This window comes from Bradyrhizobium sp. HKCCYLRH3059, assembly GCF_051168035.1.
Classification (GTDB): domain Bacteria; phylum Pseudomonadota; class Alphaproteobacteria; order Rhizobiales; family Xanthobacteraceae; genus Bradyrhizobium.
The window spans coordinates 1,481,031-1,506,647 of record NZ_JBNPUF010000001.1 but is presented as its reverse complement, the minus strand read 5'-3'; the positions used below and the strand labels follow the sequence as shown (position 1 = coordinate 1,506,647).

The window sequence follows — 25,617 nt, the reverse complement described above, 5'->3', positions numbered from 1 at the left end:
CGACGTACTGGATCGTCCGCCTTTGCGGAGGATGACGTGAGTACGATCGGTACGGCAGCAAGAAACAGCAGCAAGCAAAGGACCACCCCATGACCGTCCAGGCCGCGCTTCGCTCCGATAAGGCCGATCTGCTGCGCGACGCGCGCCTCGAGGCCTACTCGACGCCGATCGAGGACTTCCATCCCGGCGCGCCCCGGCTGTTCCAGAACGACACGATCTGGCCGTGGTTCGAGCGGCTGCGCAAGGAGGCGCCCGTGCACTACTGCACCAAGGCGCCGATCGAGCCCTATTGGTCGGTGACGCGCTATCACGACATCATGCATGTCGATACCAACCACGCGGTCTTCTCGTCGGACGTCAGCAATGGCGGAATCATGATCCGCGACGTGCCGCCGGGCTATGAGTGGCCGAGCTTCATCGCGATGGACGAGCCCCGCCATGGCGAGCAGCGCAAGACCGTGCAGCCGATGTTCACGCCGGACCATCTCGACGAGATGGCGGTGCTGATCCGGCAGCGCTCGGCCAAGGTGCTGGATTCGCTGCCGCGCAACGAGACCTTCAACTGGGTCGAGAAGGTCTCGATCGAGCTGACGACACAGATGCTGGCGACCCTGTTCGACTTCCCGTTCGAGGAGCGCCGCAAGCTGACGCGCTGGTCGGATGTCTCCACCGCCCTGCCCAAGAGCGGCATCGTTTCGTCGGAGGAGGAGCGCCGCCGCGAGCTCGGCGAATGCGCCGAGACCTTCGGCCGGATGTGGAAGGCGCGTCAGGCCGAGCCCGGCCGCGACCTGATCTCGATGATGGCGCACAGCGAGGCGACGCGGCACATGACGCCGGACAATCTGATGGGCAACCTGATCCTGCTCATCGTCGGCGGCAACGACACCACCCGCAATACGATGACGGCATCGGTGCTGGCGTTGAACGAGAACCCGGCCGAGTATCAGAAGCTGCGCGACAATCCGGCGCTGATCGAGACCATGGTGCCCGAGGTGATCCGCTGGCAGACGCCGCTCGCCCACATGCGCCGCACCGCGCTGGTCGATACCGAACTCGGCGGGAAGACGATCAAGAAGGGGGACCGCGTCGTGATGTGGTACGTCTCGGGCAACCGCGACGGGGAGGTGATCGAGAACCCCGACGCCTTCATCATCGACCGCAAGCGGCCGCGCATTCATCTCTCATTCGGCTTCGGCATCCACCGCTGCGTCGGCATGCGACTCGCCGAGTTGCAGCTGCGCATCGTCTGGCAAGAGATCCTCAAGCGCTTCGACCGCATCGAGGTCGTGGGCGAGCCGAAGCGGGTCTATTCCAGCTTCGTCCGCGGCTATGAATCGCTGCCGGTGCGGATCCCGGGGTGAGTTCCTGTTGCTCCCGCCACTCCACATGACGATCGCGTGGTCGGCCGCATGGGGCCTCATGGTTCGAGACGCGCCGCGAGCGGCGCTCCTCACCATGAGGGTGAGGAGCCGCGCACCGGCGTCTCGAACCATGAGGCCTCCCCAGCCGGACCACGAGGCCCTAGTCTGCCTATGAGAATCCGGCATGGCGGGTTGAACGAGATTCAATGGGCTTCGACGGTCGTTTCTGGCTAAATCATCCGCTGCACCATCGGTGCTCATGAACCTCAGGACGCCATGGCCGCTTCCGACACGCCCACCACCGACTGGCCGCTCGCCATCTACGAGGCGCTGAAGGCGGCCGACGTCCGTCAGCTGTGCTACGTCCCCGACGCCGGCCATTCCCGCCTGATCGGCCTCGCCCATGACGATCCCGCGATCGCCACCACGGTCCTGACCACCGAAGAGGAAGGTGTCGCGCTCTCCGCCGGCGCCTGGCTCGGCGGGCAGCGCGCAGTGCTGCTGATGCAGTCGAGCGGCGTCGGCAATTGCGTCAACATGCTGTCGTTGCTTCAGAGCTGCCGCTTCCCGTTCCTCGCCTTCGTGACGATGCGCGGCGAGTGGGCCGAGTTTAATCCGTGGCAGGTGCCGATGGGCAAGGCGACGCAGGCGGCCTTCGAGATCATGGGCGTCACGGTGTTCCGGCTGGAACGTCCCGAAGACGCCGGCGAGATGGCGGCCGCTGCAGCGAGGCTCGCGTTCGACAGCGATCAGCCGATCGCGGTGCTGATCTCCCAGCGCATGATCGGCGCCAAGAAGTGGACGGAGGCGAAGTGATGGGAGCACCGCTCGACCGCCGCACCGCCGTCAAGGCGCTGCTGCAGAACCGTGGCGACCTGCTGGTCGTCAGCGGCCTCGGCTCATCGTCCTACGACGTGTTCGCCGCGGGCGATCACGACGCCAACTTCTATCTCTGGGGCGCGATGGGCGGCGCGGCCACGATCGGCCTGGGTCTCGCACTGGCGCAGCCATCGCGCCCGGTCGTCGTCATCACCGGCGACGGCGAACAACTGATGGGGCTCGGCAGCCTCGCGACTGCAGCCGCGAAGAAGCCCAAGAATCTCTCGATCGTCGTGCTCGACAACGCCCATTTCGGCGAGACCGGGATGCAGATGAGCCATTCCGGGCTCGGCGCAAATCTCGAGCTGATCGCGACCGGAGCCGGCTTTCCCTCCGTCAGCACGCTCGAGGACAGCGCGGCGCTCGACGCCTTCCGGCCAAAGCTGCACGCGTTCTCCGGGCCGCACTTCGCCCGCGTCGCGATCTCGACCGATCACGTTGACCGCGCGCTGCCCGCACGCGACGGTGTCTTCCTCAAAAACCGTTTCCGCGGTCATCTCGGATTTCCCGTCAGCTAGAACGTCGCCGCAGGCGGCCTGCTCTGTCGCTCCGGCAAGGCTGCTCGGCTGCAACGCTGGCATTCCAAGCTTGCCAAGCGTGACCCGCTTGGTCATAGGCTATCAGGAAACAAGTCCAGGGAGAGAGCCCAGGCCGCGTCACGGCGGCCGGCGGAGCAACACATGACAGACCAGCATCAGCACGACGATTACGCCGATATCCGCGACGCGGTGGCCAAGCTGTGCGCGCAGTTCCCTGGTGAATATTGGCGCAAGCTCGATCGCGAGATGGCCTATCCCTCGGCCTTCGTCGATGCGCTGACCGAGGCGGGCTATCTCTCCGTGCTGATTCCCGAGGAATATGGCGGCGCGGGATTGAAGCTGTCGGCCGCTGCGGCGATCCTCGAGGAGATCCAGCGTGCCGGCTGCAATGGCGGCGGTTGTCACGCCCAGATGTACACGATGGGCACGGTGCTGCGCCACGGCTCCGCCGAGCAGAAGGCGAAGTGGCTGCCGAAGGTCGCCAGCGGCGAGTTGCGGCTGCAGGCTTTCGGCGTCACCGAACCCACTTCGGGCACCGACACGACGTCGCTGAAGACGGTCGCGAAGCGCGACGGCGACAGCTATGTCGTCAACGGCCAGAAGATCTGGACCAGCCGCGCGGAGCATTCCGACCTGATGATCCTGCTCGCGCGCACCACGCCGAAAGAGCAGGCGCAGAAGCGCACCGATGGTCTCTCCGTCTTCATCGTCGACATGCGCGAGGCCAAGAAGGCCGGGCTCACCATCCGCCCGATCCGGACGATGATGAACCACGCCACGACGGAAGTGTTCTTCACCGACATGCGGGTGCCGGCGGAGAACCTGATCGGCGAGGAAGGCAAGGGCTTCCGCTACATCCTCTCCGGCATGAACGCCGAGCGCATCCTGATCGCGGCCGAATGCGTCGGCGACGCCAAATGGTTCATCGCGAAAGCCACCGCCTATGCCAAGGAGCGCGTCGTGTTCGGCCGGCCGATCGGCCAGAATCAAGGCATCCAGTTCCCGATCGCCAAGGCCTATGCGTCGATGCGCGCGGCCGAGCTGATGGTCAAGGAGGCCACGCGCAAATACGAGGCCGGGCTCGACTGCGGCGCCGAGGCCAATATGGCCAAGATGCTCGCGGCCGATGCGTCGTTCGAGGCGGCCAATGCCTGCATCCAGACCCATGGCGGCTTCGGCTTCGCCGAGGAGTACGACGTGGAGCGCAAATTCCGCGAGACGCGGCTGTATCAGGTGGCGCCGATCTCGACCAACCTCATTCTCTCCTACGTCGCCGAGCACGTGCTCGGCATGCCGCGCTCGTATTGAGGTCGGGCCATGCTGCCGCTTGAAGGGATCATTGTCGTCGCCGTCGAGCAGGCGGTGGCCGCACCGTTCTGCTCGTCGCGTCTCGCCGATGCCGGCGCTCACGTGATCAAGATCGAGCGGCCCGAGGGCGATTTCGCCCGCGGCTACGACGCCGCCGCCAAGGGTCAGAGCAGCTATTTCGTGTGGCTCAACCGCGGCAAGGATTCCGTCGTCGTCGACCTCTCAAGGCCGGAAGGTCGCGCCGAACTGGAGAAGCTGATCGCCGGCGCCGACGTGCTGCTGCAGAACCTGAAACCCGGCTCGATGGACAGAATGGGCTTTGCCCGTGAGCGGCTGCGCAAGGACTATCCGAAGCTGATCTGCTGCACCATCACCGGCTATGGCGACTCCGGTCCCTACGCCGATCGCAAGGCCTATGACCTGCTGATCCAGGCCGAGAGCGGGCTGGCCTCGATCACCGGCGGGCCGGACGGCCCCTCCCGCGTCGGCATGTCGATCGTCGACGTCGCGACCGGCGCGACGGCGCATGCCGCGATCCTGGAGGCGCTGATCAGGCGCGGCCGCACTGGCGAAGGCGCCGACATCAGGATCTCGATGTTCGACGTGATGGCCGACTGGCTCACCGTGCCGCTGCTCAACGCGGAAGCCGGCAATGCGCCGAAGCGCATCGGCCTCGCCCACCCCTCGATCGCGCCCTATGGCGTGTTCACCTCGAAGGACGGCAAGGACATCCTGATCTCGATCCAGAGCGAGCGCGAGTGGAAGACGCTGTGCGCCAAGGTGCTGGACCAGCCCACATTGCCGGACGATCCGCGCTTCGCCAACATGGTCGAGCGCGTGCGCAACCGTGCGCTGACCGACGGCATCGTCGCGGAGCGCTTCGCGGCGCTGTCGCGCGATGAGCTGCTGGGCAAGCTCGCGAGCGCCGACATCGCCTTTGCCGAGGTCAACAGCATGGCCGACCTCGCGGTTCATCCGCATCTGCGGCGGATCGAGGTGAACACGCCGAACGGCGTCGTCAGCTATCCCGCGCCGGCGGCGATCGTGGTCGGCGACGACAGGCATTACGGCGCCGTGCCCGCGATCGGCGAGGCCGCCTCGCCGCATCAGCGAAAGGGATGATCATGACGGACACGCTCGATCTCGATCACCTCCGGCAATGGGTCGGCCGCAGCGCCGAGGCGACCGACCTCGTCACCCCGCAGCTCACCAAGGGGCTGCGCGCGACGCTGTTCCAGGAGATCGGCGAACCGACAGCCGGCGACATCGCGCCCTACACCGTGCACTGGTGTTTGGGCCAGCCGGTGTTTCCACACGATCAGCTCGGCCCCGACGGCCATCCGACCCGCGGCGACTTCCTGCCGCCGGTGCCGCTGCCGCGCCGCATGTGGGCGGGCGGCGAGGTGCAGTTCATCGATCCCTTGCGCGTCGGCGATGTCGCGACGCGCGTGTCGACCATCACCGACGTCACCCTGAAGAGCGGCTCGACCGGCCAGCTCTGCTTCGTGTCGGTGGAGCATGTCGTATCGACGCCGCGCGGCGTCGCGATCCGCGAGCGCCAGGACATCGTCTATCGCGACATGGGCGGCGCGCAGGCTGCGCCGGCGAAGGCGCCGCCGCCTCCGCCGGTCGCGCAGCACAGCGAGACGCGCGTCTCCGATGCCGTGCTGCTGTTTCGCTATTCCGCCCTGACCTTCAACGGCCATCGCATCCATTACGACCGCGACTACGTCACCAGGGTCGAAGGCTATCCGGGCCTGATCTTCCACGGACCTTTGCAGGCCGCGCTGCTGGTCGAGTTCGCCGCCAGACTCAAGGGCAAGCCGCCGGCCAAGTTCGCCTATCGCGGCGTGCAGCCATTGTTCGAGGGCAGCGCGTTCTCGGTGAATGCGAATGACAAGGATGGCGGCCTGGAGCTGTGGACCGCCAACGCCGAGCGGCAGCCGACGATGAAGGGCATCGCGAATTGGTGACATAGACTCTGTCGTTCCGGGGCGGTGCGTCGCAACAGAATGGCGAAGCCATTTTGGCGCAGAGCATCGAACCCGGAACCTCGAGGTGAGGGAGAAGAACCGCTCGAGATTCCGGGTTCGATGCTTCGCATCGCCCCGGAATGACGAACCCAAAAAAAGCACCCGAGGGAACGCCTTTGGCCAAAACAACGAAAACAACAACCAAATCCGTCACCGTCAAGCAGGCCACCTTCGAGCTGCTGCGCGCCTTCGGCATCAAAAAGGTGTTCGGCAATCCCGGCTCGACCGAGCTGCCGTTCCTCAGCGACTGGCCCGAGGACATCGACTACGTGCTCGGCCTGCAGGAGGCTTCCGTCGTCGGCATGGCCGACGGCTATGCCCAGGCGACGCGCAATGCCGGCTTCGTCAATCTGCATTCGGCGGCCGGCGTCGGCAACGCGCTCGGCAACATCTACACCGCGCACCGCAACCAGACGCCGCTGGTCATCACCGCCGGCCAGCAGGCGCGCTCGATCCTGCCGCTGCAGGCCTTTCTCTATGCCGAACGCCCGTCCGAATTCCCGCGCCCTTACGTCAAATACAGCGTCGAGCCGGCGCGGCCCGAGGACGTGCCGGGCGCGATCGCCCGCGCCTACTACACCGCGATGCAGCCGCCTTGCGGGCCGACCTTCGTCTCGATCCCGATCGACGACTGGATGCATCCGGCGCAACCGATCACCGCGCGCAAGGTAAGCCGCGAGCTCGGCCCCGATCGCGCCGCCATGGACGACCTGGTGAGCGCACTTGCCGCCGCGAAGAATCCCGCGCTCGTGGTCGGCCCCGGCATCGACCGCGCCGGCTGCGTCGAACTGATGGTCGAGGTCGCCGAGAAGGCCAAGGCCGCGGTCTGGGTCAGCCCGTTCTCGGCGCGCTGCTCGTTTCCCGAGCGCCATCCGCAATTCCAGGGCTTTCTGCACGCCTCGCCCGGACAATTGTCCGACGCCCTGAAACCGCACGACCTCGTCGTCGTGATCGGCGCGCCGGTGTTCACCTTCCATGTCGAGGGCCACGCCGCGATCTTCGACGGCGCCACCACGCTTTATCAGATCACCGACGACGCCGAAGGCGCCGCGGTGCCGCCGGTCGGCACCAGCATCATCGCCACGATGCGGCCGGCGCTGTCGCTGCTGCTGGAGCTGCTGCCGGAGACCAGGCGCGCGGCGCCGAAGGGCCGCGTGCTACCCGATGCACCGAAGCCATCCGATCCGATTCCGGTCGACTATCTCCTGCACACGCTGGCGCAGGCGCTGCCGGCGGGCAGCGCCGTGGTCGAGGAGATCCCCTCGCACCGGCCGGTGATGCACAAGTACATGCCAATGCCCGGCGCGGAGTCGTTCTACACGATGGCGAGCGGCGGGCTCGGCTACAGCCTGCCGGCGGCGGTCGGCATGGCGCTGGGCCGTCGCACCGGCCGCACGGTGTGCCTGATCGGCGACGGCTCGGCGATGTATTCGCTGCAGGCGCTGTGGACCGCCACGCAGCGCAGGCTGCCGCTGACGGTCGTCGTCATCAACAATTCCTGCTATGGCGCGATGCGCTCGTTCAGCCAGGTCATGCAGGTGCGCAACGTGCCCGGGCTCGAGCTGCCCGGCCTCGATTTCGTCAAGCTCGCGGACGGCATGGGCTGCGACGCAGTGCGCGTGAACCATGCCGCCGATCTCGCCGGTGCGCTGACGCGAGCCCTCGCCCATGCCGGCACGAGCCTCGTCGAGGTGATGGTCGACGCCGCTGTCCCGCTGCTCTACGCCCAGAAGGGCTGAGCCGCCGTTCGCACAGCGGACGACTTTCACGGCATATGCGACAATGCGTCGCATCTTCAATGGCGGCGGCATGGCTCGCCGCGAAATGCTCATCGGCCCGCCGCAACCGTGCAACCGGCGTTCCGACTGCAACCGTTTGTTTCAAAAGCTTTCTGTTCCCCTGCGCCATCTCGTCGCGGCCGGCTTGCCGCAAACATCGCGAAATCCTGCCGTCAGCTTGCAGGCAGACGCCTTGCTGCTTGCAAGGTCCGACCATTCTGCAAGCCAAAATCATTTTCAAAAGGTTCCATCATCCAATCCAGCGTACCAAGGGAGTTGAGCTGATGGCGGATAAGAAGAATCTTCAAACCGCGGCGTCGAGGACCGATCTCTATCGCCATGTCAGCGTGCTGGCCCTAATGTCCGCTCTGGCGGTGACGGCGCTGCCGCATCAGGCGGCCAATGCGCAGGCCATGACCACCGCCCTTGCCACTTCGGCCACCACCAACGCCGCCGCGAAGGCGGCGCAGGAGGCGGCGGCGAAGGCCGCGGCCCAGGCAGCCGCCAAGGCGGCCCAGGATGCCGCTGCCAAGGCTGCAGCCGCTGCCGCCGCCAAGGCCGCGCAGGACGCCGCCGCCAAGGCTGCGGCAAACGCTGCCGCCAAGGCTGCAGCGAATGCTGCCGCGAAGGCGGCGACCGACGCGGCAGCGAAGGCCGCAGCCAGCGCCGCTGCGAAGGCCGCCGCCAAGGCTGCGAACACCGCTGCGACCACGGCCGCCACCACCGCCGCGGCGACCGCGGCGAGCACCGCCGCCAAGACGGCGGCCGTAACGACCGGCACGGCTGCGGCCAAGCCCGTCGCTGCCGTCGCCACGGCCGCCGCCAAGCCCGCCGCTGCCGCCACCGCCGCAACGACGACGACCGGTACGGCCAAGACCGCAGCCGCGACCAGCACCACGACAAGCGCGGCGAAGCCGGCCGCTGCGGCCGCCGCGGCAGCGACCACCACCGTCGCGGTCGCCAAGGCCACCGCGACACCCGCAGCCGCAGCGACGCCGGCCAAGGCGGCTGCCGCGGCGTCGAGCAGCACCGATGCCGTCGCCAAGGCCAACGCAGCGGCCGCGGCCGCCGCGCAGACCGCCGCCGCCTCCGAGGCGCAGGTCGCTGCCGACCGCAAGGCAATCGACGTCGCGCGTCAGGCCGAGCAGAACGCACGCGGCGCCGCGATCGAGGCCCAGGAGCAGGCCGAGAAGAACCCGACCGCCGCCAACCAGGCCGCGGCGACCGCGAACGCTGCGAAGCTGACGGCAGCCTCGGCCGCGCTGCAGGCCGCGTTCCAGAAGCTCGACAAGGACATCGACGTCTCCAACGAGGCCAAGGAAGCCGCCAACGCCGCCAAGGACACCGCGCGCGAGACGGCCGAGGCCGCCGGCAAGGCGGCCCAGCAGGCCGGCCAGGCGGCCGGCAACGCCAACAATGGCGGCAATGCCAACAATGGTGGAGCGGCGGCCGGCAACGGCAACAACAACAATAACAACAACCAGCAGAACCAGGCGGCCCAGGAAGCCGCCGAGCAGGCCGCGCTGCAGGCGGCGTTGAAGACCGGCGAGCAGGCACGCGCGGTCGCCCAGCAGAAGACCCAGGCCGCGCAGGCGGCTGCGACCCAGAACCAGAAGACGGTCGAGGCCGCGCTGAACCAGAAGATCGGCACGATCGATGCGACGGTGGAAGCGGCCGAGCAGAAGGTGAACGCCGACAGGCAGGCGCTGGAGCAGGCGCGTCAGGCCGCGCAGCAGGCCAAGCAGGACGCACAGGAGGCCGCCGAGGTCCTCGAACGCGCCAACAATGCGGCCAACCAGGCCGCACTGGCGGCGGCCCAGGCCAAGGCGCAGACCACCGCCAACGCCTTCAACCAGGCCAATGCGACGCTGAATGCCGACAATCAGGCCCTGACCCAGGCCCGCGAGACCGGCGAGCAGCAGGAGCAGGCGCTGCGGGCCGCGGCTCAGCAGCAGATCCAGGCCGGCTACACCGCCGCCCAGCAGGCCACCCAGGCCGCCTGGGCCGAGGCGCAGCAGATCGGCAACGCTGCCCTGGCCGCGCTCGAACAGTGAGACCGCTGCGCTCCGCACCGCCTGTCGGCTTACGCCGGGCGGCGCGGACACGGATAACGATAACAAGACCATCACCAGCCGCATGCCGAACCAATCCGGGACGACCCACGCGTCGGCGACCTGACCTCATCCCGCCGCGTGAAACGCCCGGGTCTCCCCCCACCCGACCGGCATGCATTGCCTTCAAGCCCCGTCCCCTGCGGGGCTTTTCTTTTGCGCGCGACCAGCCGCTTGTGGTCGATGCAGACCAGCCGCGTCGTTCGCAATCCGGTCAGACATCCGTCGCGGCGTCTGGGTCCCCGTCGGCGTCGCACCCGCGCTGTCGCGCGGCTTGCCCGGGACGACGGCGGAGATGCAGGGCGGCGAAGGTGCGCCACCGGACCCGGCCGCTGCTCAATATTGGAATCGCACGCCGACGACGCCGACCACCGTCATGAAGTTGTTGAGCGCGATGTTGGAGCGGGTCCATTCGGTGCGGACCTCGCTCTTGAGCTGAACGTTGCGGTTCATCTTGTAGGTGCCGCCGGCGGCGACGAACATGCGCTGGTCGACGCGGCCGATGCCGACGAACTGATCCTGGCCGTAGCCGCCGCGCAGCGTGGCGATCAGCCACGGCTCGAACTGATGGTCCATCTGCAGGATCACGTCGCGCGACAGGATGCCCGAGACGTTCATCGCCGGCGTCTCCGATGCCTGCGAGCGCGCCACCAGCACGAAGGTCGTGGCGTCGGTCGCGGCCCAAGCGAGCGTCGCATCCGCGATCACGCCGTTGATGTTCGGCATCAGCGGCGAGTCCATGCGGCGCGAGAGATAGCCGACCGAGGCCTCGCCGGTCAGCGATCCCATGTTGACGACGGCGCCGCCGCGCGCGGTGATGCCGCTGGAATCGCGGCGCTGGCCGTTGAAGTCGACCTGCAGATCGTGGTTGCGCCGATCGAAGCTCATGTCGACGAACGGCGAGATGTTCGGCGTGAGCACATAGGTGACGCGGACCTGCGCGCCCGGCTGGGTGTAGTTGCGGTCCTGCGTCCGCAACGGCACGTTGGCCAAGATCAGCGCGTCGTTGAACATGACGCGGTCGGCCGATCCCTTGAATGCGATCTCGGCGGGACCGATCTTCTGCAGCACGCCGGCGCTGCCGCCGAACGTCGTGGCGCGGGGCAGCTTGAGCGCGCCCGGAAGCGCCAATGCATCGTTGACGAAACGCGCCTCGCCGGTGATCGCAGTGCCCTCGGTGACGTCGTAGCGTCCTTGCGCCCGCGCCTCGAACGTCGGATGGCTGAGCGAGCGGACGTTGCTGTCCTCGGTGTAGGCGCCGCGGAAATCGGCGTTGAGCTGATGCCGCTCCCATTGCGAGCGGACCGCGACCTCCGTCGCCACGATGGCGACCGTTGAGCCCTGCCCGCCGTTGCGCCGCGTGGGATTGGTGTCATAACCGGCCTGGATCTCGACGGCCGGTTTCACCAGGAACGACCCGACCGTCACGCCCGTCGGATCATAGGGCTTCGCGTCGGCGGTCACCGGCTGCGGCTTCACCGTATTCAGGTTGCGATCGGGAAGAACGTCACGGTTGCGCAGCACGGCCGCGGGCTGGGCGGTTGCCACGGTCTCGTCTGGCTTGGCCGGCGGCGCCTCGGCGGCTGCCGCGGGCTTTGCCGCGATCTGCCGCGCAGCCGGTTGCGGCGCGGCGCGTTGAGCGTCTCCCGCCGGCTCGGCCGCGGCCATGCGCGCGCCACGGGCGGGCTGAAACGCGGAGAATCCGAAGCTGCCGACCGGCGCGCCGGGCCTGCCCGGCGCGGCCAGCGACGGCGCACCGGCCTCGCGCACCGGACGCAGCAATGCGCTCACGCCACGCGGGTCCTGGCGCATCATCAGCGTCCGGCTGTCGTTGGTGATCCGCGGAACGTTGTAGTAGATGCTGCGCGCCGTCACGTGACGAAAGAACAGCCGGTCGGCGCGTCCCGGGACGACGTCCGTCGGCTTGGCCTTGATGGTCTGCTGCGCGGACGCGCCGTCCACCACCATCACGGTCAGCAGCAGCACCTCGACGAGCGCGAGCGTGACCCCGCGGTGGGATCGCGTCACCATGAGCCGCTTGGTCCGCACCGCGAACGCGCCGGTCTTGTGTGGTGAATGAGCCTGCAAAGCAAATGCCGGGGTATGCCAATATCACGCGACGAGGTCGGGTCAGGGCGCCGTCGCGATGAATACGCAGCGCATGCACGCGACGAAGCCCCTTGCCTTGGAGATAGCCGGCAAACGTCGGCGGAAGTTTTGCCGAGCTGGGAACATTTCAGGCGAGATTGAGAGCTGTTCGCAACGAGCCGCCGCGGAGCGGCGCCTAAGCATCTTCGCGTTCGTAGAAAGCACTAATTAGTTGAAACGGTGACGATCGCTGCGCGGCTTCGCGGAAGCTGGCGAAATTCCGACTTCAGCATGAAGCTGTTTCGACCACGATCGCTCGCGTCCGAGACCGCTCGGCGATCGCGGGCCTTGCGCCATCGGCGACAGCCGACGCCTTTCAGATTCAGACCGCGAGGAAGCCGCCGTCGGCCGCCAGGACGTGGCCGACGACGTAGGGCGACGCGTCTCACCGCGATGCAGCTCGGCGCGGTCCTGCACCTGGAAAAATCCGGCGTCAGCCGCATGGTCCGCAAGCTGATCGACAGCGGCGAGTTGCAGGAGACAATCGATTCCGGCGACGCCCGCATCAAGCCGCTCTGCCTCACCGCGAAGGGACGGAAGAGGGTGGCCACGCTGCACGCCTTCGGCCGCCAGCAGGTCCGCGGCGCCCTGTCGGCCCTGTCGAAGACCGAGCGGCGCACGGTGCGCGAGGGCCTGTTGCTGTACGCCCGCGCGCTCGAAGCCTGGCGCGCGGCAGAGCAGGACATGCAACCGTCGGAGCCATGAGGGCGCCCGACGGGCAGATTGCGCATACACACCATGACGAAACTGCCCGTCGTGTTGAAATGCCGCAGCATGCGGCCTTGCGCCGTCGGGCAAATCAGGACGATCTTTCCGCGCATCCCGCCTCACCACGGAGGGGCGTTGCGCGCGATCGTCACGACACGCGAGGCGGGATGCGATGGCCGTGGCCATGCCGCAGCGTAGCTTGCTACGCGGACGAACGGCGTGGCCGCGGACGTGAAGTCGCAGCGTCCTGACACCCCGATGCTGGTGTTACGTTCGCGATGGCGCTGATGCACCGCGCGGACAATGGTGGCCAACAGCCCGGCGCACCAGGGAGACTGCGTATAAGCGTGAAGACCATCGCGCAGGGAATGCCGGTGATCGGCTGCACCTGTGGTACCTGCCGCCTGCATTTTTTGCTGCAGGCGGGCCATGGGTGAGGCCTTCACCCGGCATTCCCTGCGCCCTTCGAATCTTGAAGGGACAAGTCAACTGTACAGCTCGGGCATGATGTGCCGCGAGAAGGCGCAATGATGTCTATCGATGTCGGATCAAGTCCGCTGCCCATGATGTCCGCACGATCTCTCCTTAGCGTCATTCCGGCGAACGCCGGATCCATACGCCGCGGTCGAAAACCTCGGGCGAGATGGTCGACGCGCGTGGCTCGAACTGCACCCTGGGACTATGGGTCTCCGTGGTCGCGGGGACGACCGCGGAGGGCGTTGAGGCCGGGCGCCGTCACGTCGACCGACGATGGTCGCAGACCTACTTCCCGAACTCCTCGCGCATCTTTGCCTGGATCTTCGCCATGCCGCCGAGCCAGCGGTCGTAATTCTCGGTCTTCTTGCGCATGTAGCCGAGGACCTGCGGATGCGGCAGGATCAGGAAGCTCTCCTCGGCAAGGCCTTTCAGCACGTCCTGCGCGACCTGCTCCGGTGTCAGATCGCCGTCGCCGGATTGCGGGCCCTTCGGAATCGATCGCAGCATGTCGGTGTCGACGCCCTGCGGACACAGGATCGAGACCTTGATGTTGTCGGCCTTGTGCGAGATCGCGAGATTCTCCGCAAATCCCACCGCGGCATGCTTGGTGGTGGAGTAAGGCGCGCTGCCGACCTGCGACAGCAGGCCGGCCGCCGAGATCGTGTTGAGGAAATAGCCGCCGCCGCGCGCCTTGTAGCGCGGGATCAGATGCCGCGCCGCGTAGACATGCGCCATCACGTGAATGGCCCAACTGCGCGCCCACGGCTCGTCGGAGGTGCCGCCGACATTGACCGACAGCGGGTCGAAGCCGCCGCCGATGCCGGCATTGGAGCAGAACAGCGCAATGGGCCCGAACTGCCGCTCGGTTTCCTCGATCACGTGCCGGATGTCGGCTTCCTGGGAGACGTCGCATCTGAAGGCGGCGCCGCCGATGCCATCAGCGACGGCCTTGGCGCCGGCTTCGTCGAGATCGGCTACGATCACCTTGGCCGCACCGGCGGCCGCGAAGGCCTCGCACAGCGCCTTGCCGATGCCGCGGGCTCCGCCGGTGACCACAACAATCTTGCCGGTCACCTGCATGCAAAGCCCTCCTCGTGGAATTTTCTAGGTCAAGACCAGGTCGAGCACTGCGGTATAATGAAAGCCGGCGCCCAGCAACACGAAACCATGCCAGATCGCGTTCTGGAAGCGCAAGCGCCGCCACGAGTGGAAGATGACGCCGAGGCTGTAGAGGATGCCGCCTGTGAGCACGCAGGCCAGGACCGAGGGCGGCATCACCGAGATCACCCGGTCGTACATCATGACGCCGCTCCAGCCGAGCGCGAGATACAGCCCGATCGAGAGCGCGTCGAAGCGGCCCGGCCAGCGCAGCTTCAGCACGATGCCGAAGATGGCGACGCCCCAGACCCCGAGCAGCAGCGCGGCCGAGAACACCGTATCCTTCAGGGCGGCGATGAACGGCGTATAGGTGGCTGCGATCAGCACGTAGATGGCGGAGTGGTCGAAGCGGCGCAGCACCCATTTGGTCGGCGACACCGGCCACAGATTATAGGTTGCCGACAGCGTCAGCATCGAGAGCAGTCCCGCGACGTAGATCGACACCACCACGATGTCGACGGCGCTGGCATAGATCGAGGTCAGCACGACGAGCACGGTTGCGGCGACCAGGCCGGCGGCGATGCCGACGACGTGGACGACGCCGTCCGCGATCATCTCGACCTTGTCGTAGTTCCAACGCATCGCGCCGGTGGCGGCATGGACGGAGGTCGAGGCGAACTGCTTCAGTTGAAATACGGTCATGTCAGAACCTGGTGCCGGTTTTCCGGGACAATTGTGCCGGAAGGATTATGGTTTCCAGTGGTCAACGTTCCGTTCAAAGTCTGGTTCTATCCGGAAACGGGCCGGAATTGTGAGCTTGAATCCGGCGTTTTGCATCGCCACCTGTCAAAAATCGCTCACGCCCTTTTCAACTGGCGAATTCCCCTCCTCCCATGGTGACCTTTTCCGAACTCGTCGAGGAAGCGCGGCTGTCGGCCCGTGCCCTGCTCGATTATGGCGAGAGCTTCCTCAACCCGACCGTCCGCCTTGGCGTCACCGGGCTGTCGCGGGCCGGTAAGACCGTGTTCATCACGGCGCTGATCCACGACCTCGTTCGCGGCGGGCGCATGCCGGTGTTCGAGGCCTTGGCATCGGGCCGCATCGCCCGCGCATATCTGACGCCGCAACCCGACGACGGCGTGCCGCGCTTTGCCTATGAGAGCCATATGCGGGCGCTGGTCACCGAGCGACGCTGGCCGAGCTCGACCGTCGACATCAGCGAGCTCAGACTGGTGATCGAATTCCAGCGCGCCAATGGCGCCGAGCGGACGCTCACGCTCGACATCGTCGACTATCCCGGCGAATGGCTGCTCGACCTGCCGCTGCTGAACAAGAGCTATGAGCAGTGGGCGCGGGAAAGCCTCGCGCTGTCGCGCAGCGAGCCGCGCGCGCATGTCGCCAAGGACTGGCACGCGCATCTGGCGACGCTCGCCCCCGAAGGCCGCGAGGACGAGTCGGCGACACTTGAGGCCGCACGGCTGTTCACCGACTACTTGCGTGCCTGCCGCGACGAGCGCTTCGCCATGAGCCTGCTGCCGCCCGGCCGCTTCCTGATGCCGGGGAATCTCGCGGGCTCGCCGGCGCTGACCTTCGCGCCGCTCGATGTCCCGGCCGACGGCCAGGCGCCGGCCGGCTCGCTATGGGCGATGATGGCGCGCCGCTACGAGTCCTACAAGGACATCGTTGTCAGGCCGTTCTTTCGCGACCATTTCGCCCGGCTCGATCGCCAGATCGTGCTGGTCGACGCGCTGGCGGCGTTCAATGCGGGCCCCGAGGCGCTGCACGATCTCGAGGCCGCGCTGACCGGCATTCTCGATTGCTTCCGCGTCGGACGCGGAAACATGCTGACGGCGCTGTTTCGGCCGCGCATCGACCGCATCCTGTTCGCGGCGACCAAGGCCGACCATCTGCATCACACCAGCCACGACCGGCTCGAAGCTGTGCTGCGGCGCGCGGTCAACCGCGCGGTGGCCCGAGCCGAGAGCACGGGCGCCGCAATCGACGTGGTGGCGCTGGCCGCCGTCAGGGCGACGCGCGAGGCGCTGGTCGCCCGCGGCCGCGACAAGCTGCCGTCGCTGCTTGGCACGCCGGCGGCCGGCGAAAGCGCCAATGGCGAGATCTTCGACGGCGACACCGAGGTGGCAACCTTTCCGGGCGAGCTGCCGGCCGATGCGGAGGAGCTGTTCAAGGGCGGCGCCTATCGCGGCCTGTCGAGCGCCGCCGCCGACGGCACCGACTTCCGCTTTCTTCGCTTCCGTCCGCCTTTGCTGGCCCCCGATCCTGGCGGCGAGCCCGCTTTGCCCCATATCCGCATGGACCGCGCCCTTCAGTTCCTGATCGGAGACCGGCTGCAATGAGCGAACGCGCCAAGCATCGTCGTCCCCAGACCTTCCGGCTCGATGATCCCGACGTCGTCGTGGTCGATGCCGAAGAGGCCGCCCGGCCGGGCCGCGGCACCATCCAGGTCACGCCAGAGGCTGATCCGGCGCAATTGCCGGTGCCGGTCGAGACCGTCCTGCCGGCGCGGCGCAGCTTCGGCTGGGGCGCACTTTTCTGGGGCTCGGTCGCAGGCCTCGTCCTGCTCGGCCTCGGCCTCGGCGTCGTCAGACTGATCGAGGATCTGTTCGCACGCAGCGAGGCCCTCGGCTATGTCGGCGCGGGGTTCGCGGCCGCAGCCGCGATCGCATTGGCGGCCGTCATTGCCCGAGAGACTTACGGGCTGGTGCGTCTCGCCACCATCGAGAAGCTGCACCAGCGCGCGGCCGCGGTGCTGCTGTCCGACGATCGCGCCGAGAGCCGCGAAGTGGTCGCCGAGCTGTTGCGGATCGCACATGCCAATCCCCGCCTGGCGCGTCCGCGTGCCGCGCTCGCCGGCCACGCCGACGACATCATCGACGGCGGCGACATGATCAAGCTTGCCGAGCGCGAGCTGATGGCGCCGCTCGACAGCGAGGCGCGGCGTCTGGTGTCGGTTGCGGCGCAACGGGTTTCCGTGGTCACGGCCGTGAGCCCGCGCGCGCTGATCGACGTGCTGTTCGTCTTCGTGGCAAGCTTGCGGATGATCCGGCAGCTCGCGCGGCTCTATGGCGGCCGTCCCGGCGCGCTTGGCATGATCAGCCTGTTGCGCCACGTCGTCGCGCATCTCGCCATCACCGGCGGCATGGCCGCGAGCGACAGCCTGATCCAGCAGGTGCTGGGCCATGGCATCGCGGCAAAACTGTCGCAGCGGCTCGGCGAAGGCGTGCTCAACGGACTGCTCACGGCGCGGCTCGGCCTCGCGGCCATCGACGTGACGCGGCCGATGCCGTTCGCCGCGCTGCCGCGGCCGGCGCTGGCGGATCTCGCCAAGGATCTGCTGCGCAAGCAGGACGACCAGTAATGAGGCTCAGGCCCGCGGCGTGGAATCGAGGGCGCCGGCGAGCCAGCGCCATTGGTACAATGGCGAGTCCGGTGGCGGCGCCAGTTCGGGAGTCCAGCCCGTCAGCCTGCCGAACGCGTAACTGTCCATGACGCGGCCGCGCCAGCTCCGCTCGACGTGTCCGAGCGGCTCGCGGTGCGCGGTCGTGTCCGCCAGCAGCGGGCCGGTATTGTCCGGCTCGCGCACGACATAGAGGCCGGCATGTCCTGCGATCAGGTCCATGCCAGGATCACGGAAGCCGATGAAGCGGGCCCGCTCGTTGATCTGGAGCACCGGCACGCGGCCGCGAAAGAACCACCGCATCATCGCATAGGTGCGATAGTCGGAGGTCGCGATCCAGGTCGCGCCGGTCTTTTGCAGCTCCTGCTCGACCCGCGCCGCCACCTGCTGATAGCCCGCCTCGGCGCCGATCGGATCGGCCCGCCCGAGAAAATTCCACGGCGCAACGACGTAGTAGAGAAAGATCAGGACCACCATGGCAATGCCGCTGACGACGGCGATCCGCGCCCAGCGCACGGTCGATCGGACGAACCAGGCGGACGCGCCGTCCTGCGGCAGCTTGACGATGTTGATCGCGACCGCCGCAAACCCGATCGGCCACATGAACATCGGCCAGGTGTCGCCGATCCGCAAGGTGAACGATTTCCAGAGGAAGTAGAGAAACGGCACCAGCACCGCCGTCGACAGCAGGATGGCGACCGGCTCACGCGTGCGGTAGCCGCGCCAGGCCGTGAAACTCAGCGCCGACAATGTGACCGGCAGCACGACGAAGCCGACCTGTCCGAACTGCAATCCGAGATAATCGCCAAGCGTCCGCAACGAAAACTCATGCGGCGCGGTGGCGCGAACGAACTGGAAGCGGAACGAGGCCCAGTCGTGCTGTACGTTCCAGATCAGCACCGGCGAGAACACCGCCAGCGCAATCAGTGCTCCGCACCATGGATAGGGACTGAGAAGCCAGCGGCTGCGCCAGGCCGGAACGAGCAGGAACGCCGCCACGCCCGGCAGCAGCATGACCACCGTGAATTTGGACAACAGCGCCAGTCCGCCGAACAGTCCGGCGGCGAGCCACCAGCGTTCATCGCCGCTCTCAGCGAGACGCACCAGCGCCCAGATCACCGCGAGTGCAAACGGGATCGCCGCGACGTCCGGCGCCACCTTGGCCATCAGCAGGCCATAGTAGAGCGCGGCCTCGGGCAGCAGCACCGCGAGGATCACGGCCCGCATATCGTGAGTGGTACGGCGAACGATGTCGGCGAGCAGGAGCTGCGTCACCCCCATCGCGAGGATGCCGGCAAAGCGAACGCCGAGATTGGTATCGCCGAACAGGGCAGTGCCCAGCCGGATGAACCAGGCGATCATGGGCGGATGATCGAGGAAGCAGAGCTGCAGCTCCTTCGACCAGGTCCAGTAATAGGCCTCGTCGGTGCGCAGATCGAGCGTCCCGGCATAGACGATGCGGATGATCGTCATGCTTGCGATCACGGCCGCAGCCATCAGCCACGCAGCGCGCGTGGATCGAGACTTTGGGCTGTCGATGCCTGGGGAAATGGCCGTCACGCGGTGCTTTTCCCCGACTCCACCGGGCGAGTCAACGTTCCCGCGCAGCTCGCGCCGCCGGATGACCGCCGCCACCAGCCCTCTAGGACAACAGGGAATAAATCTCTAGCATTGCGGCTCCAGATCATACGGGCCACATGACCATTTCGATTTACCATCGTTTGCGGTCGACCTGTCGCGGCATCGGTGTGCGGCAGGTGCGGCTGATCTGCGGCTTCATACTCTTCAGCTACCTGCTCAGTCATTTTCTCAACCATGCGCTCGGCAACATCTCGCTGCAGGCGCTCGCCGAGGGCGTGTCCTATCATGTGGCGTTCTGGCAGTTTCTTCCGATCGCCGTGCTGTTCTATGCGGCCGCTCTTACCCATGGCGGGCTCGGCGTATGGGCGCTTTATCAGCGCCGGCAATTCAGCCGCAACACCATGGAGCCGCTGCAACTGCTGCTCGGCCTAAGCATTCCGGCGCTGATCTTCAGCCACATCGCCGGCGTCCGCATCGGACAGACCCTGTACGGACAGGAGAAGCTGTACCCGCAGGTCCTGTACTCGTATTGGACCGGCCCATCCTGGCGGATCTGGTTGATGTCGGCAGCCCTGCTGACGTCATGGGCGCATGGCTGCATCGGGCTGCACTTCTGGCTGCGGCTCAAGCCGTTCTACAAGCGCGCAGCGCCGTGGCTGCTCGCCTGCGCCGTGCTGCTCCCGGCGCTGGCGCTGCTCGGCTTCTATCGTGGGGGCCGAGACGTCATCGCCGCCAACGCAACACCGCGGTGGCGCGCCGAAAATCTTTCATTAAGGCAGACCGGCACGCCATCTGAACAGGCGGTGCTGGAGACCATCATGAACGGCTTCCTGATCGGCTATGGCGGCCTGATCGGCTTGGCGCTCGCCGCGCGCGCCGTGCGCGCGGTGCATGAGCGACGTGGCGGCATGGTCACGCTATCCTACAACAATGGCCGCTCCATCCGGGTGCCAAAGGGTTTGTCCGTGCTCGAGGCCAGTCTGCGCAACAACGTACCGCATGCCAGCATGTGCGGCGGCCGCGCACGTTGCTCGACCTGCCGCATCAGGGTGATCGGAGATCCCGGCGCGCTGCCGCCGCCCTCGCCTCGCGAGGCCTTCGTGCTCGCGCAGATCGGCGCGGCGGACCCGTCGGTCAGGCTGGCCTGCCAGTTGCGCCCCACCGGCGATCTTTCATTCTTCCAACTGTTCATGCCGAACCCGACACCCGGCGAGCGCGGCAGCTCGCGCGCCGGAATCGGGCAGGAGCGCTACCTCGTCAGCCTGTTCGTCGACATGCGCGGTTCGACCGGCCTCGCTGAGAAACGGCTGCCGTTCGACGTGGTGTTCATCGTCAACCGCTTCCTCAGCGCCGTCTCCCAGGCCGTGCTGGCGAATGGCGGGCAGCCCAATCAGTTCGTCGGTGACGGTATGCTCGCGCTGTTCGGACTGGCCACCGATTCACATGTCGCCTGCGGCCAGGCGATCCAGGCGGCGCGTGACATCGCGGCCAATATCGCCGAGCTGAACGCGTTCCTCAGCCATGATCTGCATGACCCGATCCGCTTCGGCATCGGCATTCACGGCGGCGAGGTGATCGTGGGCGAGATCGGTTATCGCGACCACATGGTGTTCACCGCGCTGGGCGACGCCGTCAACGTCGCATCACGACTGCAGGACATGACGAAGACCCTCGGCTGCCAGGTCATCATCTCGGACGAGGTCTACGCGCGGGCGCGACTCGGCTCCGACGTGCTGCCGCAGCGCGAGGTCGAGATTCGCGGCCGCGCCGAGCCGATGCGCGTCAGGACGGCCATGGACGCCGCTGAACTCGCGATGCTCTCGGACGAGGGGACGGCTGCGTGACAAGTTGCGTTGAACCTATTTGCAGCCTGCGCTGTCATACCGAGAACGGTTGCAGCGGGTCCGCGGTGACTGGCGGAACGGTGGCACTGCGGTCAAAAGCCGCAAAGTCGCCACGATATCGATCATTTCGGGCCAAAACCGCCCGCTGTTTGCGCTATCACGCCTGTCACAACCGCAGTAGTCTCGAATTCCGGGCCTGACGGTTTGCGGGGACCGCGGCTCGTACTCGGATTGGTCCCGCGGAGGCGACGTATGGCTAAAGGTACGGTCAAGTGGTTCAACCCGACCAAGGGCTATGGCTTCATCCAGCCCGCGGCCGGGGGCAAGGACATTTTCGTTCACATCTCCGCAGTGCAGAAGGCCGGGCTGGCGACCCTCAACGAGGGCCAGACCATCGAGTACGACGAGATTGCCAACCGCGGCAGGAGTTCGGCCGAGAACCTGAAAGTGTAGCGGATCAATTGGCGCGCCATTCCGCCTCGCGGCTTTTCGGCGCGATCGTTTCCCTCACCAAACCAGCATGATTGTCGACACGTCGAAATAGACAGGAGCGGTGCCCGCTCCTGATCACATCTTTGCGTTTGTTTGTAGTTTCAGCTCCCTCCCCGCCATTGCCTCGCCCGCCCGACCCGGGTCAAATGCGCCTCGAACCGCGCCGTCAACGTAATTCCAGCGCGCGGAAACAAGCGACGGGAGCGACGCAACATGGACGACAAGGGCATTTTCCATGGCCTGAAGGTGCTGGACTGCGCGAGCTTCATCGCGGCCCCCGCAGCCGCCACCGTTCTTTCCGACTTCGGCGCTGACGTCATCAAGATCGAGCCGCCCGGCGCCGGCGATCCCTACCGCAACCTGCCGAACCTGCCGGGCTATCCGCGCAGCGAGCATAACTACGCGTGGTATCTCGAAGCCCGCAACAAGCGCAGCCTCGCACTCGACCTGTCGAAGCCGGAAGCGCAGACCGTGCTGCAACGGCTGGTAAGTGAAGCCGATGTCTTCATCACCAATTTCCCGCCGTCGGTCCGCGCCAAGCTCGGCCTCACCCACGAAAAGCTGGCGCCGCTCAATCCGCGGCTGATCTATGCGTCGTTCACCGGATATGGCGAGAAAGGCGAGGAAGCCGACAAACCCGGCTTCGACAGCAATGCCTATTGGGCGCGCTCCGGACTGATGGACCTGGTCCGTGCCGACGAGAGCACGACACCCGCCCGCTCCGTGGCCGGCATGGGCGACCACCCCTGCGCAATGGCGTTCTATGGCGCGATCGTCACGGCGCTTTACCAGCGCGAGAAGACCGGCAAGGGCTGCCATGTCGCCTCCAACCTGATGGCCAACGGGGTCTGGGCGGCCTCCGTGCTTGCTCAGGCCAAGCTTTGCGGCGCGACCTTCGTCGAGCGGCGGCCGCGCGAACGCGCGCTGAACGCGGTCGCCAATCACTATAAATGCCAGGACGGCCGCTGGATCATGCTGTCGCTCCTCAATGAGGAGAAGCAGTGGCCGATCCTCGCCCGCTGCCTCGGCCGGGAGGAGCTGATCGACGATCCGCGCTTCGTCACCAAGGCCGATCGTCACGCCCGCTCGGTCGAACTGATCCACGAGTTCGACGCGGTGTTCGCGACCAGGCCGCTGGCCGAATGGCGCCGGATCCTCGACGGCAGCGGGCTCGTGTTCGGGGTGGTCGGGATTCTCGACGACATTCCAAACGACAGGCAGATGATCGAGAACGAGGTGCTGGTGCCGTTCGAGAACGACACCATGCTGACGGTCAACAGCCCGATCTTCATCGACGGCCAGCGCAAGGTCACCCCGCGCAAGCCGCCCGGCATAGGCCAGCACAGCGACGAGATCCTGCGCAGCGCCGGCTTCGACGACGAGGCCATCCGCGACCTGCGCGCGCGCGGTGCGGTGGCCTGAGCTAGCGCGTCGCGATGAAGCACATGCCGAACCGCGTCGCCGGGCCGGTCTGACAGGACAGGTTCGCGGCGCAGGTCCAGCTCGAGAAGCTCTTGTCGTTGTCCGCGGCCGCGGCGTGGCTCGCGTAGCAATGCCCGCCCCAGCCGTCATTGTAGACCGTGCCGGCGAGCTCATCGCTGCCGCGCAATTGCGGGCGGCTGGCGAAGCCGCGCGAGAAATCCGGAGTCCGCCCCTCGGCAAAGGCGTTGAGGATGTCGCGTCGGCGGACCTGGTCGCCGAAGAAGTGCGGCGAGCCCGGCACCACGACGGTGTTGGACGGCTTCTCCGCCATCCAGTCGACGCCGGGAAAGTGAAAGCCGCCGATGCCGCGGGTCTGATGGCAGCCGCCGCAGCTCGAATCGTTGAGGCGTCGCTCGAAGCCCGCGACCGACCGGATGTTCTGCAGCACGATGCCCTGCGCGGCCGCCTTCTCCAGCGCACCGACCACGTCGGCCTCGGTGAACACCGCGCCCTGCCCGGCCGCGCTCCCCTGCACCAGCCCGTAGGCCGGCAGCAGATCGGAATTGACGAATCCGACCGGGGTCGGCGCCACCGCAACCTTGGCCAGGAACTGCTCGGGGATCACCGCGGTGCCGCGGTCGAGCTCACCGAGATGGACGGGGTCGAGCAGCCAGGCCTTGAACTCGCGCGCCAGCGCGGCATCCGCCAGCAGCCGGTCGCGATCGACCTGATCCTCCAGCACCGCCTCCTCGAACGTCCCGCTCGCGGCCTGATAGTCGAACACCTTCATCATGTAGTCGGTGCGGAAATCGCGGATCGCCGATTTCGGCGCATGCGCGATCTGCAGGTTGGTCTCGATGCGATGGATGTTCTCCGACCTGATCAGCGCCAGCGGGCCGTCCGGCGCCGTCAGCTTCGCGGCAAGCTCAGGCCCGGTCAGTTGCAGATCGGACGTCGCCAGCCACCGCTTGGCGATCTCGGCACAACTCGGCGAATTGCTCTTGGCCTCCGCATCGCTGCGCGCCTTGAGCACGATGTTGAGCGTCATCGGCAGCCGCGGCGAGGCGACCTCGCCATCTTTGGCCTCGGGCGGCGTGGTCCGCGTCAGGCGGTACAACAGCCGCACCTCGCCGCAATGGTCGGGATCGACGAAGGCGCGATCCATGCGATTGACGACGCCGGCCAGCACGAAGCGGGCATCGGGCGAATCGAGCACAGTGCGGTCGAACAGCTGGAACGCGTAGGACGTACCGATGCCGATGCTCTCGTTCGGCAACGTCGTCTTGTGCTTGTCGACGTAGCGGTCGAACTCCGTGTCGAGCGCCTTGCGTACGGGCATCATCGACGGCAGCGCAAACAACGCCGCGTCGGTCAGCGGCGCATCACTGGCGTGCGCAAGCATCTTCCCGAGGCCGAACGCGCCGTTGTCGAGCTCACGCAGCGCGAACGGCTCGAGGATGGCGGCGCCGCGCTCGACCGGCGGGCTCTCGTCCGCATGAGCGAGCGGGCCGCAGCACAGCATGACAAGGCCGAATACCGACAGTCGCAAGACGCGCCTCCTCACTTCCACGAACAATTGAGGGCCTGCTAGTCCTCGAAGATAGCCGAAAGGCGGGCGGCTTCGGACAATTGTGCGACGAGGCGCCTCACGTCGCGGTGAGGCGCCTCGTCCAGATTCGTCTCCAAAAACAGATAGTCCGTCAGCGTGCGACGACAAGCCCCTTGGTGGTGACGACCACCCAGCGACCGTCCTGCTTGCGAATCGCGTCGACCTTGCCGAGGCCCGGCACGGGATCGCCGGCATAGACCTCGTAGAGGCCACCGCGGCCCTCGATCAGCGCGCCGCCACGACCGACGTCGCGCAACACCCAGCCCTCGACGACCTTGGGCTTGGTGGCCTCCGTGCGGTTCGGCTCGGGGCGAGCGGTCTCCGCCCTGGCCGGCTCGGCCCGGCTCGCCTCGGTACGGACTGCCTCCGTCCTGGCTGCCTCGGTGGTCCTGGCCGCGTCGGCCCGGCTCGCCACGCCCGCGGGCGGCGCCGCCGCATTGATCGCACCCACCGCCTGCGGCGCGGACGCGGCGCTGTCACGCGCGGGGGCCTGCGCGGTCGCGGACGCCTGCGCGGCGCGCAGCCGGTCCACGGCCTCGCTCAGACGCTGCAACTCGCTCGGCTTGGCCGACGATTTCGTCGACAGGTCACCCAGGATCTTCTCGAGCCGGTCGAGACGCTCCGCGGACTTGTTGAGCTCGACGAGGCTCGTCTGATTGGTCTGGTCGAGGCTCGCCTTCAGCGCGGCGACATCATTGTCGATTCGCGCCACGGTCGCGCCAAGCGTGGAGTCTGCAGCCTCGCCGGCCGTCGCATCGGCCGCGTCGCCGCCGCCGGAGCGCGTGACGAATTTGGCCGTGACCAGACCACC

General features: G+C 67.0%; 20 protein-coding genes and 1 pseudogene. 15 read left to right on the top strand and 6 right to left on the bottom strand.

Going from position 1 to position 25,617, the window contains the following annotated elements; all coding sequences use genetic code 11:
* The first annotated feature begins 89 nt into the window (after positions 1-89).
* From ACQR13_RS06855 to ACQR13_RS06815, 9 genes are all read left to right on the top strand, one after another.
* Entirely contained in the window at positions 90-1,361 is a 1,272-nt protein-coding gene (locus ACQR13_RS06855; RefSeq protein WP_315713991.1) for a cytochrome P450, read from the top strand.
* Positions 1,362-1,637: 276 nt separating this feature from the next.
* Positions 1,638-2,177 carry a thiamine pyrophosphate-binding protein gene (locus tag ACQR13_RS06850; RefSeq protein ID WP_315752662.1) on the top strand — a complete coding sequence of 180 codons (540 nt, stop codon included), beginning with the start codon at positions 1,638-1,640 and terminating at the stop codon, positions 2,175-2,177.
* Positions 2,177-2,758, top strand: a complete 582-nt coding sequence (locus ACQR13_RS06845; protein WP_315752661.1) for a thiamine pyrophosphate-dependent enzyme — start codon at positions 2,177-2,179, stop codon at positions 2,756-2,758. The genes ACQR13_RS06850 and ACQR13_RS06845 overlap by 1 nt, the downstream gene beginning before the upstream one ends.
* 162 nt (positions 2,759-2,920) lie before the next feature.
* Positions 2,921-4,087 carry an acyl-CoA dehydrogenase family protein gene (locus ACQR13_RS06840; RefSeq protein WP_315713988.1) on the top strand — a complete coding sequence of 389 codons (1,167 nt, stop codon included), beginning with the start codon at positions 2,921-2,923 and terminating at the stop codon, positions 4,085-4,087.
* A 9-nt stretch (positions 4,088-4,096) separates the two neighbouring features.
* The gene (locus tag ACQR13_RS06835) at positions 4,097-5,209 is read left to right on the top strand and encodes a CaiB/BaiF CoA transferase family protein (protein ID WP_315752660.1); all 1,113 of its coding nucleotides are present in this window, start codon (positions 4,097-4,099) and stop codon (positions 5,207-5,209) included.
* Between the two features lie 2 nt (positions 5,210-5,211).
* Positions 5,212-6,060: an FAS1-like dehydratase domain-containing protein gene (locus ACQR13_RS06830; RefSeq protein WP_315752659.1), complete on the top strand. Its 849-nt coding sequence runs from the start codon at positions 5,212-5,214 to the stop codon at positions 6,058-6,060.
* Between the two features lie 176 nt (positions 6,061-6,236).
* Positions 6,237-7,859 carry a benzoylformate decarboxylase gene (gene mdlC / locus ACQR13_RS06825; RefSeq protein ID WP_434862686.1) on the top strand — a complete coding sequence of 541 codons (1,623 nt, stop codon included), beginning with the start codon at positions 6,237-6,239 and terminating at the stop codon, positions 7,857-7,859.
* 43 nt (positions 7,860-7,902) lie between these two features.
* Complete coding sequence (locus tag ACQR13_RS06820; protein ID WP_315713984.1) at positions 7,903-8,178, top strand: hypothetical protein; 276 nt, start codon at positions 7,903-7,905, stop codon at positions 8,176-8,178.
* A gap of 4 nt (positions 8,179-8,182) precedes the next feature.
* Positions 8,183-9,952 carry a hypothetical protein gene (locus ACQR13_RS06815; protein WP_434862685.1) on the top strand — a complete coding sequence of 590 codons (1,770 nt, stop codon included), beginning with the start codon at positions 8,183-8,185 and terminating at the stop codon, positions 9,950-9,952.
* 393 nt (positions 9,953-10,345) lie between these two features.
* Here the strand turns inward: ACQR13_RS06815 and ACQR13_RS06810 are convergent, their stop codons facing one another.
* Complete coding sequence (locus ACQR13_RS06810; protein ID WP_434862684.1) at positions 10,346-12,040, bottom strand: outer membrane beta-barrel protein; 1,695 nt, start codon at positions 12,038-12,040, stop codon at positions 10,346-10,348.
* A 510-nt stretch (positions 12,041-12,550) separates the two neighbouring features.
* Between ACQR13_RS06810 and ACQR13_RS06805 the strand changes: the two genes are divergently transcribed.
* Positions 12,551-12,862 carry a MarR family winged helix-turn-helix transcriptional regulator gene (locus ACQR13_RS06805; RefSeq protein ID WP_409977923.1) on the top strand — a complete coding sequence of 104 codons (312 nt, stop codon included), beginning with the start codon at positions 12,551-12,553 and terminating at the stop codon, positions 12,860-12,862.
* A 765-nt stretch (positions 12,863-13,627) separates the two neighbouring features.
* Here ACQR13_RS06805 and ACQR13_RS06800 read toward each other — a convergent pair.
* Both ACQR13_RS06800 and trhA read right to left on the bottom strand, forming a co-directional pair.
* On the bottom strand, positions 13,628-14,422 hold the full coding sequence (locus ACQR13_RS06800; RefSeq protein ID WP_315752654.1) for an SDR family oxidoreductase: 795 nt from the start codon (positions 14,420-14,422) through the stop codon (positions 13,628-13,630).
* 24 nt (positions 14,423-14,446) lie between these two features.
* Positions 14,447-15,142 carry a PAQR family membrane homeostasis protein TrhA gene (gene trhA, locus ACQR13_RS06795; RefSeq protein WP_315826059.1) on the bottom strand — a complete coding sequence of 232 codons (696 nt, stop codon included), beginning with the start codon at positions 15,140-15,142 and terminating at the stop codon, positions 14,447-14,449.
* A 191-nt stretch (positions 15,143-15,333) separates the two neighbouring features.
* On the opposite strand from trhA, the gene ACQR13_RS06790 reads away from it, so the two are divergent.
* Both ACQR13_RS06790 and ACQR13_RS06785 read left to right on the top strand, forming a co-directional pair.
* Entirely contained in the window at positions 15,334-16,797 is a 1,464-nt protein-coding gene (locus tag ACQR13_RS06790) for a YcjX family protein (protein WP_315826058.1), read from the top strand.
* Entirely contained in the window at positions 16,794-17,819 is a 1,026-nt protein-coding gene (locus tag ACQR13_RS06785) for a YcjF family protein (protein ID WP_315752651.1), read from the top strand. Before ACQR13_RS06790 ends, ACQR13_RS06785 begins: the two co-directional genes overlap by 4 nt.
* A 6-nt stretch (positions 17,820-17,825) precedes the next feature.
* On the opposite strand, the gene ACQR13_RS06780 is transcribed toward ACQR13_RS06785, so the two are convergent.
* Complete coding sequence (locus tag ACQR13_RS06780) at positions 17,826-19,331, bottom strand: glycosyltransferase family 39 protein (RefSeq protein ID WP_316201392.1); 1,506 nt, start codon at positions 19,329-19,331, stop codon at positions 17,826-17,828.
* Positions 19,332-19,555: 224 nt separating this feature from the next.
* Here ACQR13_RS06780 and ACQR13_RS06775 point away from each other — a divergent pair, with 224 nt between their 5' ends.
* The 3 genes from ACQR13_RS06775 (at position 19,556) to ACQR13_RS06765 (ending at position 23,197) form a co-directional block, all read left to right on the top strand.
* Positions 19,556-21,283 carry an adenylate/guanylate cyclase domain-containing protein gene (locus ACQR13_RS06775; protein WP_434862683.1) on the top strand — a complete coding sequence of 576 codons (1,728 nt, stop codon included), beginning with the start codon at positions 19,556-19,558 and terminating at the stop codon, positions 21,281-21,283.
* A gap of 252 nt (positions 21,284-21,535) precedes the next feature.
* Positions 21,536-21,736, top strand: a complete 201-nt coding sequence (locus ACQR13_RS06770; RefSeq protein WP_315713975.1) for a cold-shock protein — start codon at positions 21,536-21,538, stop codon at positions 21,734-21,736.
* Positions 21,737-21,988: 252 nt separating this feature from the next.
* Positions 21,989-23,197: a CaiB/BaiF CoA transferase family protein gene (locus ACQR13_RS06765; RefSeq protein ID WP_315713974.1), complete on the top strand. Its 1,209-nt coding sequence runs from the start codon at positions 21,989-21,991 to the stop codon at positions 23,195-23,197.
* Position 23,198: 1 nt separating this feature from the next.
* Here the strand turns inward: ACQR13_RS06765 and ACQR13_RS06760 are convergent, their stop codons facing one another.
* Positions 23,199-24,719, bottom strand: coding sequence for a hypothetical protein (locus ACQR13_RS06760; protein WP_315752730.1), 1,521 nt, complete (start codon positions 24,717-24,719; stop codon positions 23,199-23,201).
* Positions 24,720-24,897: 178 nt separating this feature from the next.
* Positions 24,898-25,077: pseudogene (locus tag ACQR13_RS06755) on the bottom strand (hypothetical protein); the annotation flags it as partial.
* Positions 25,078-25,617: the final 540 nt, after the last annotated feature.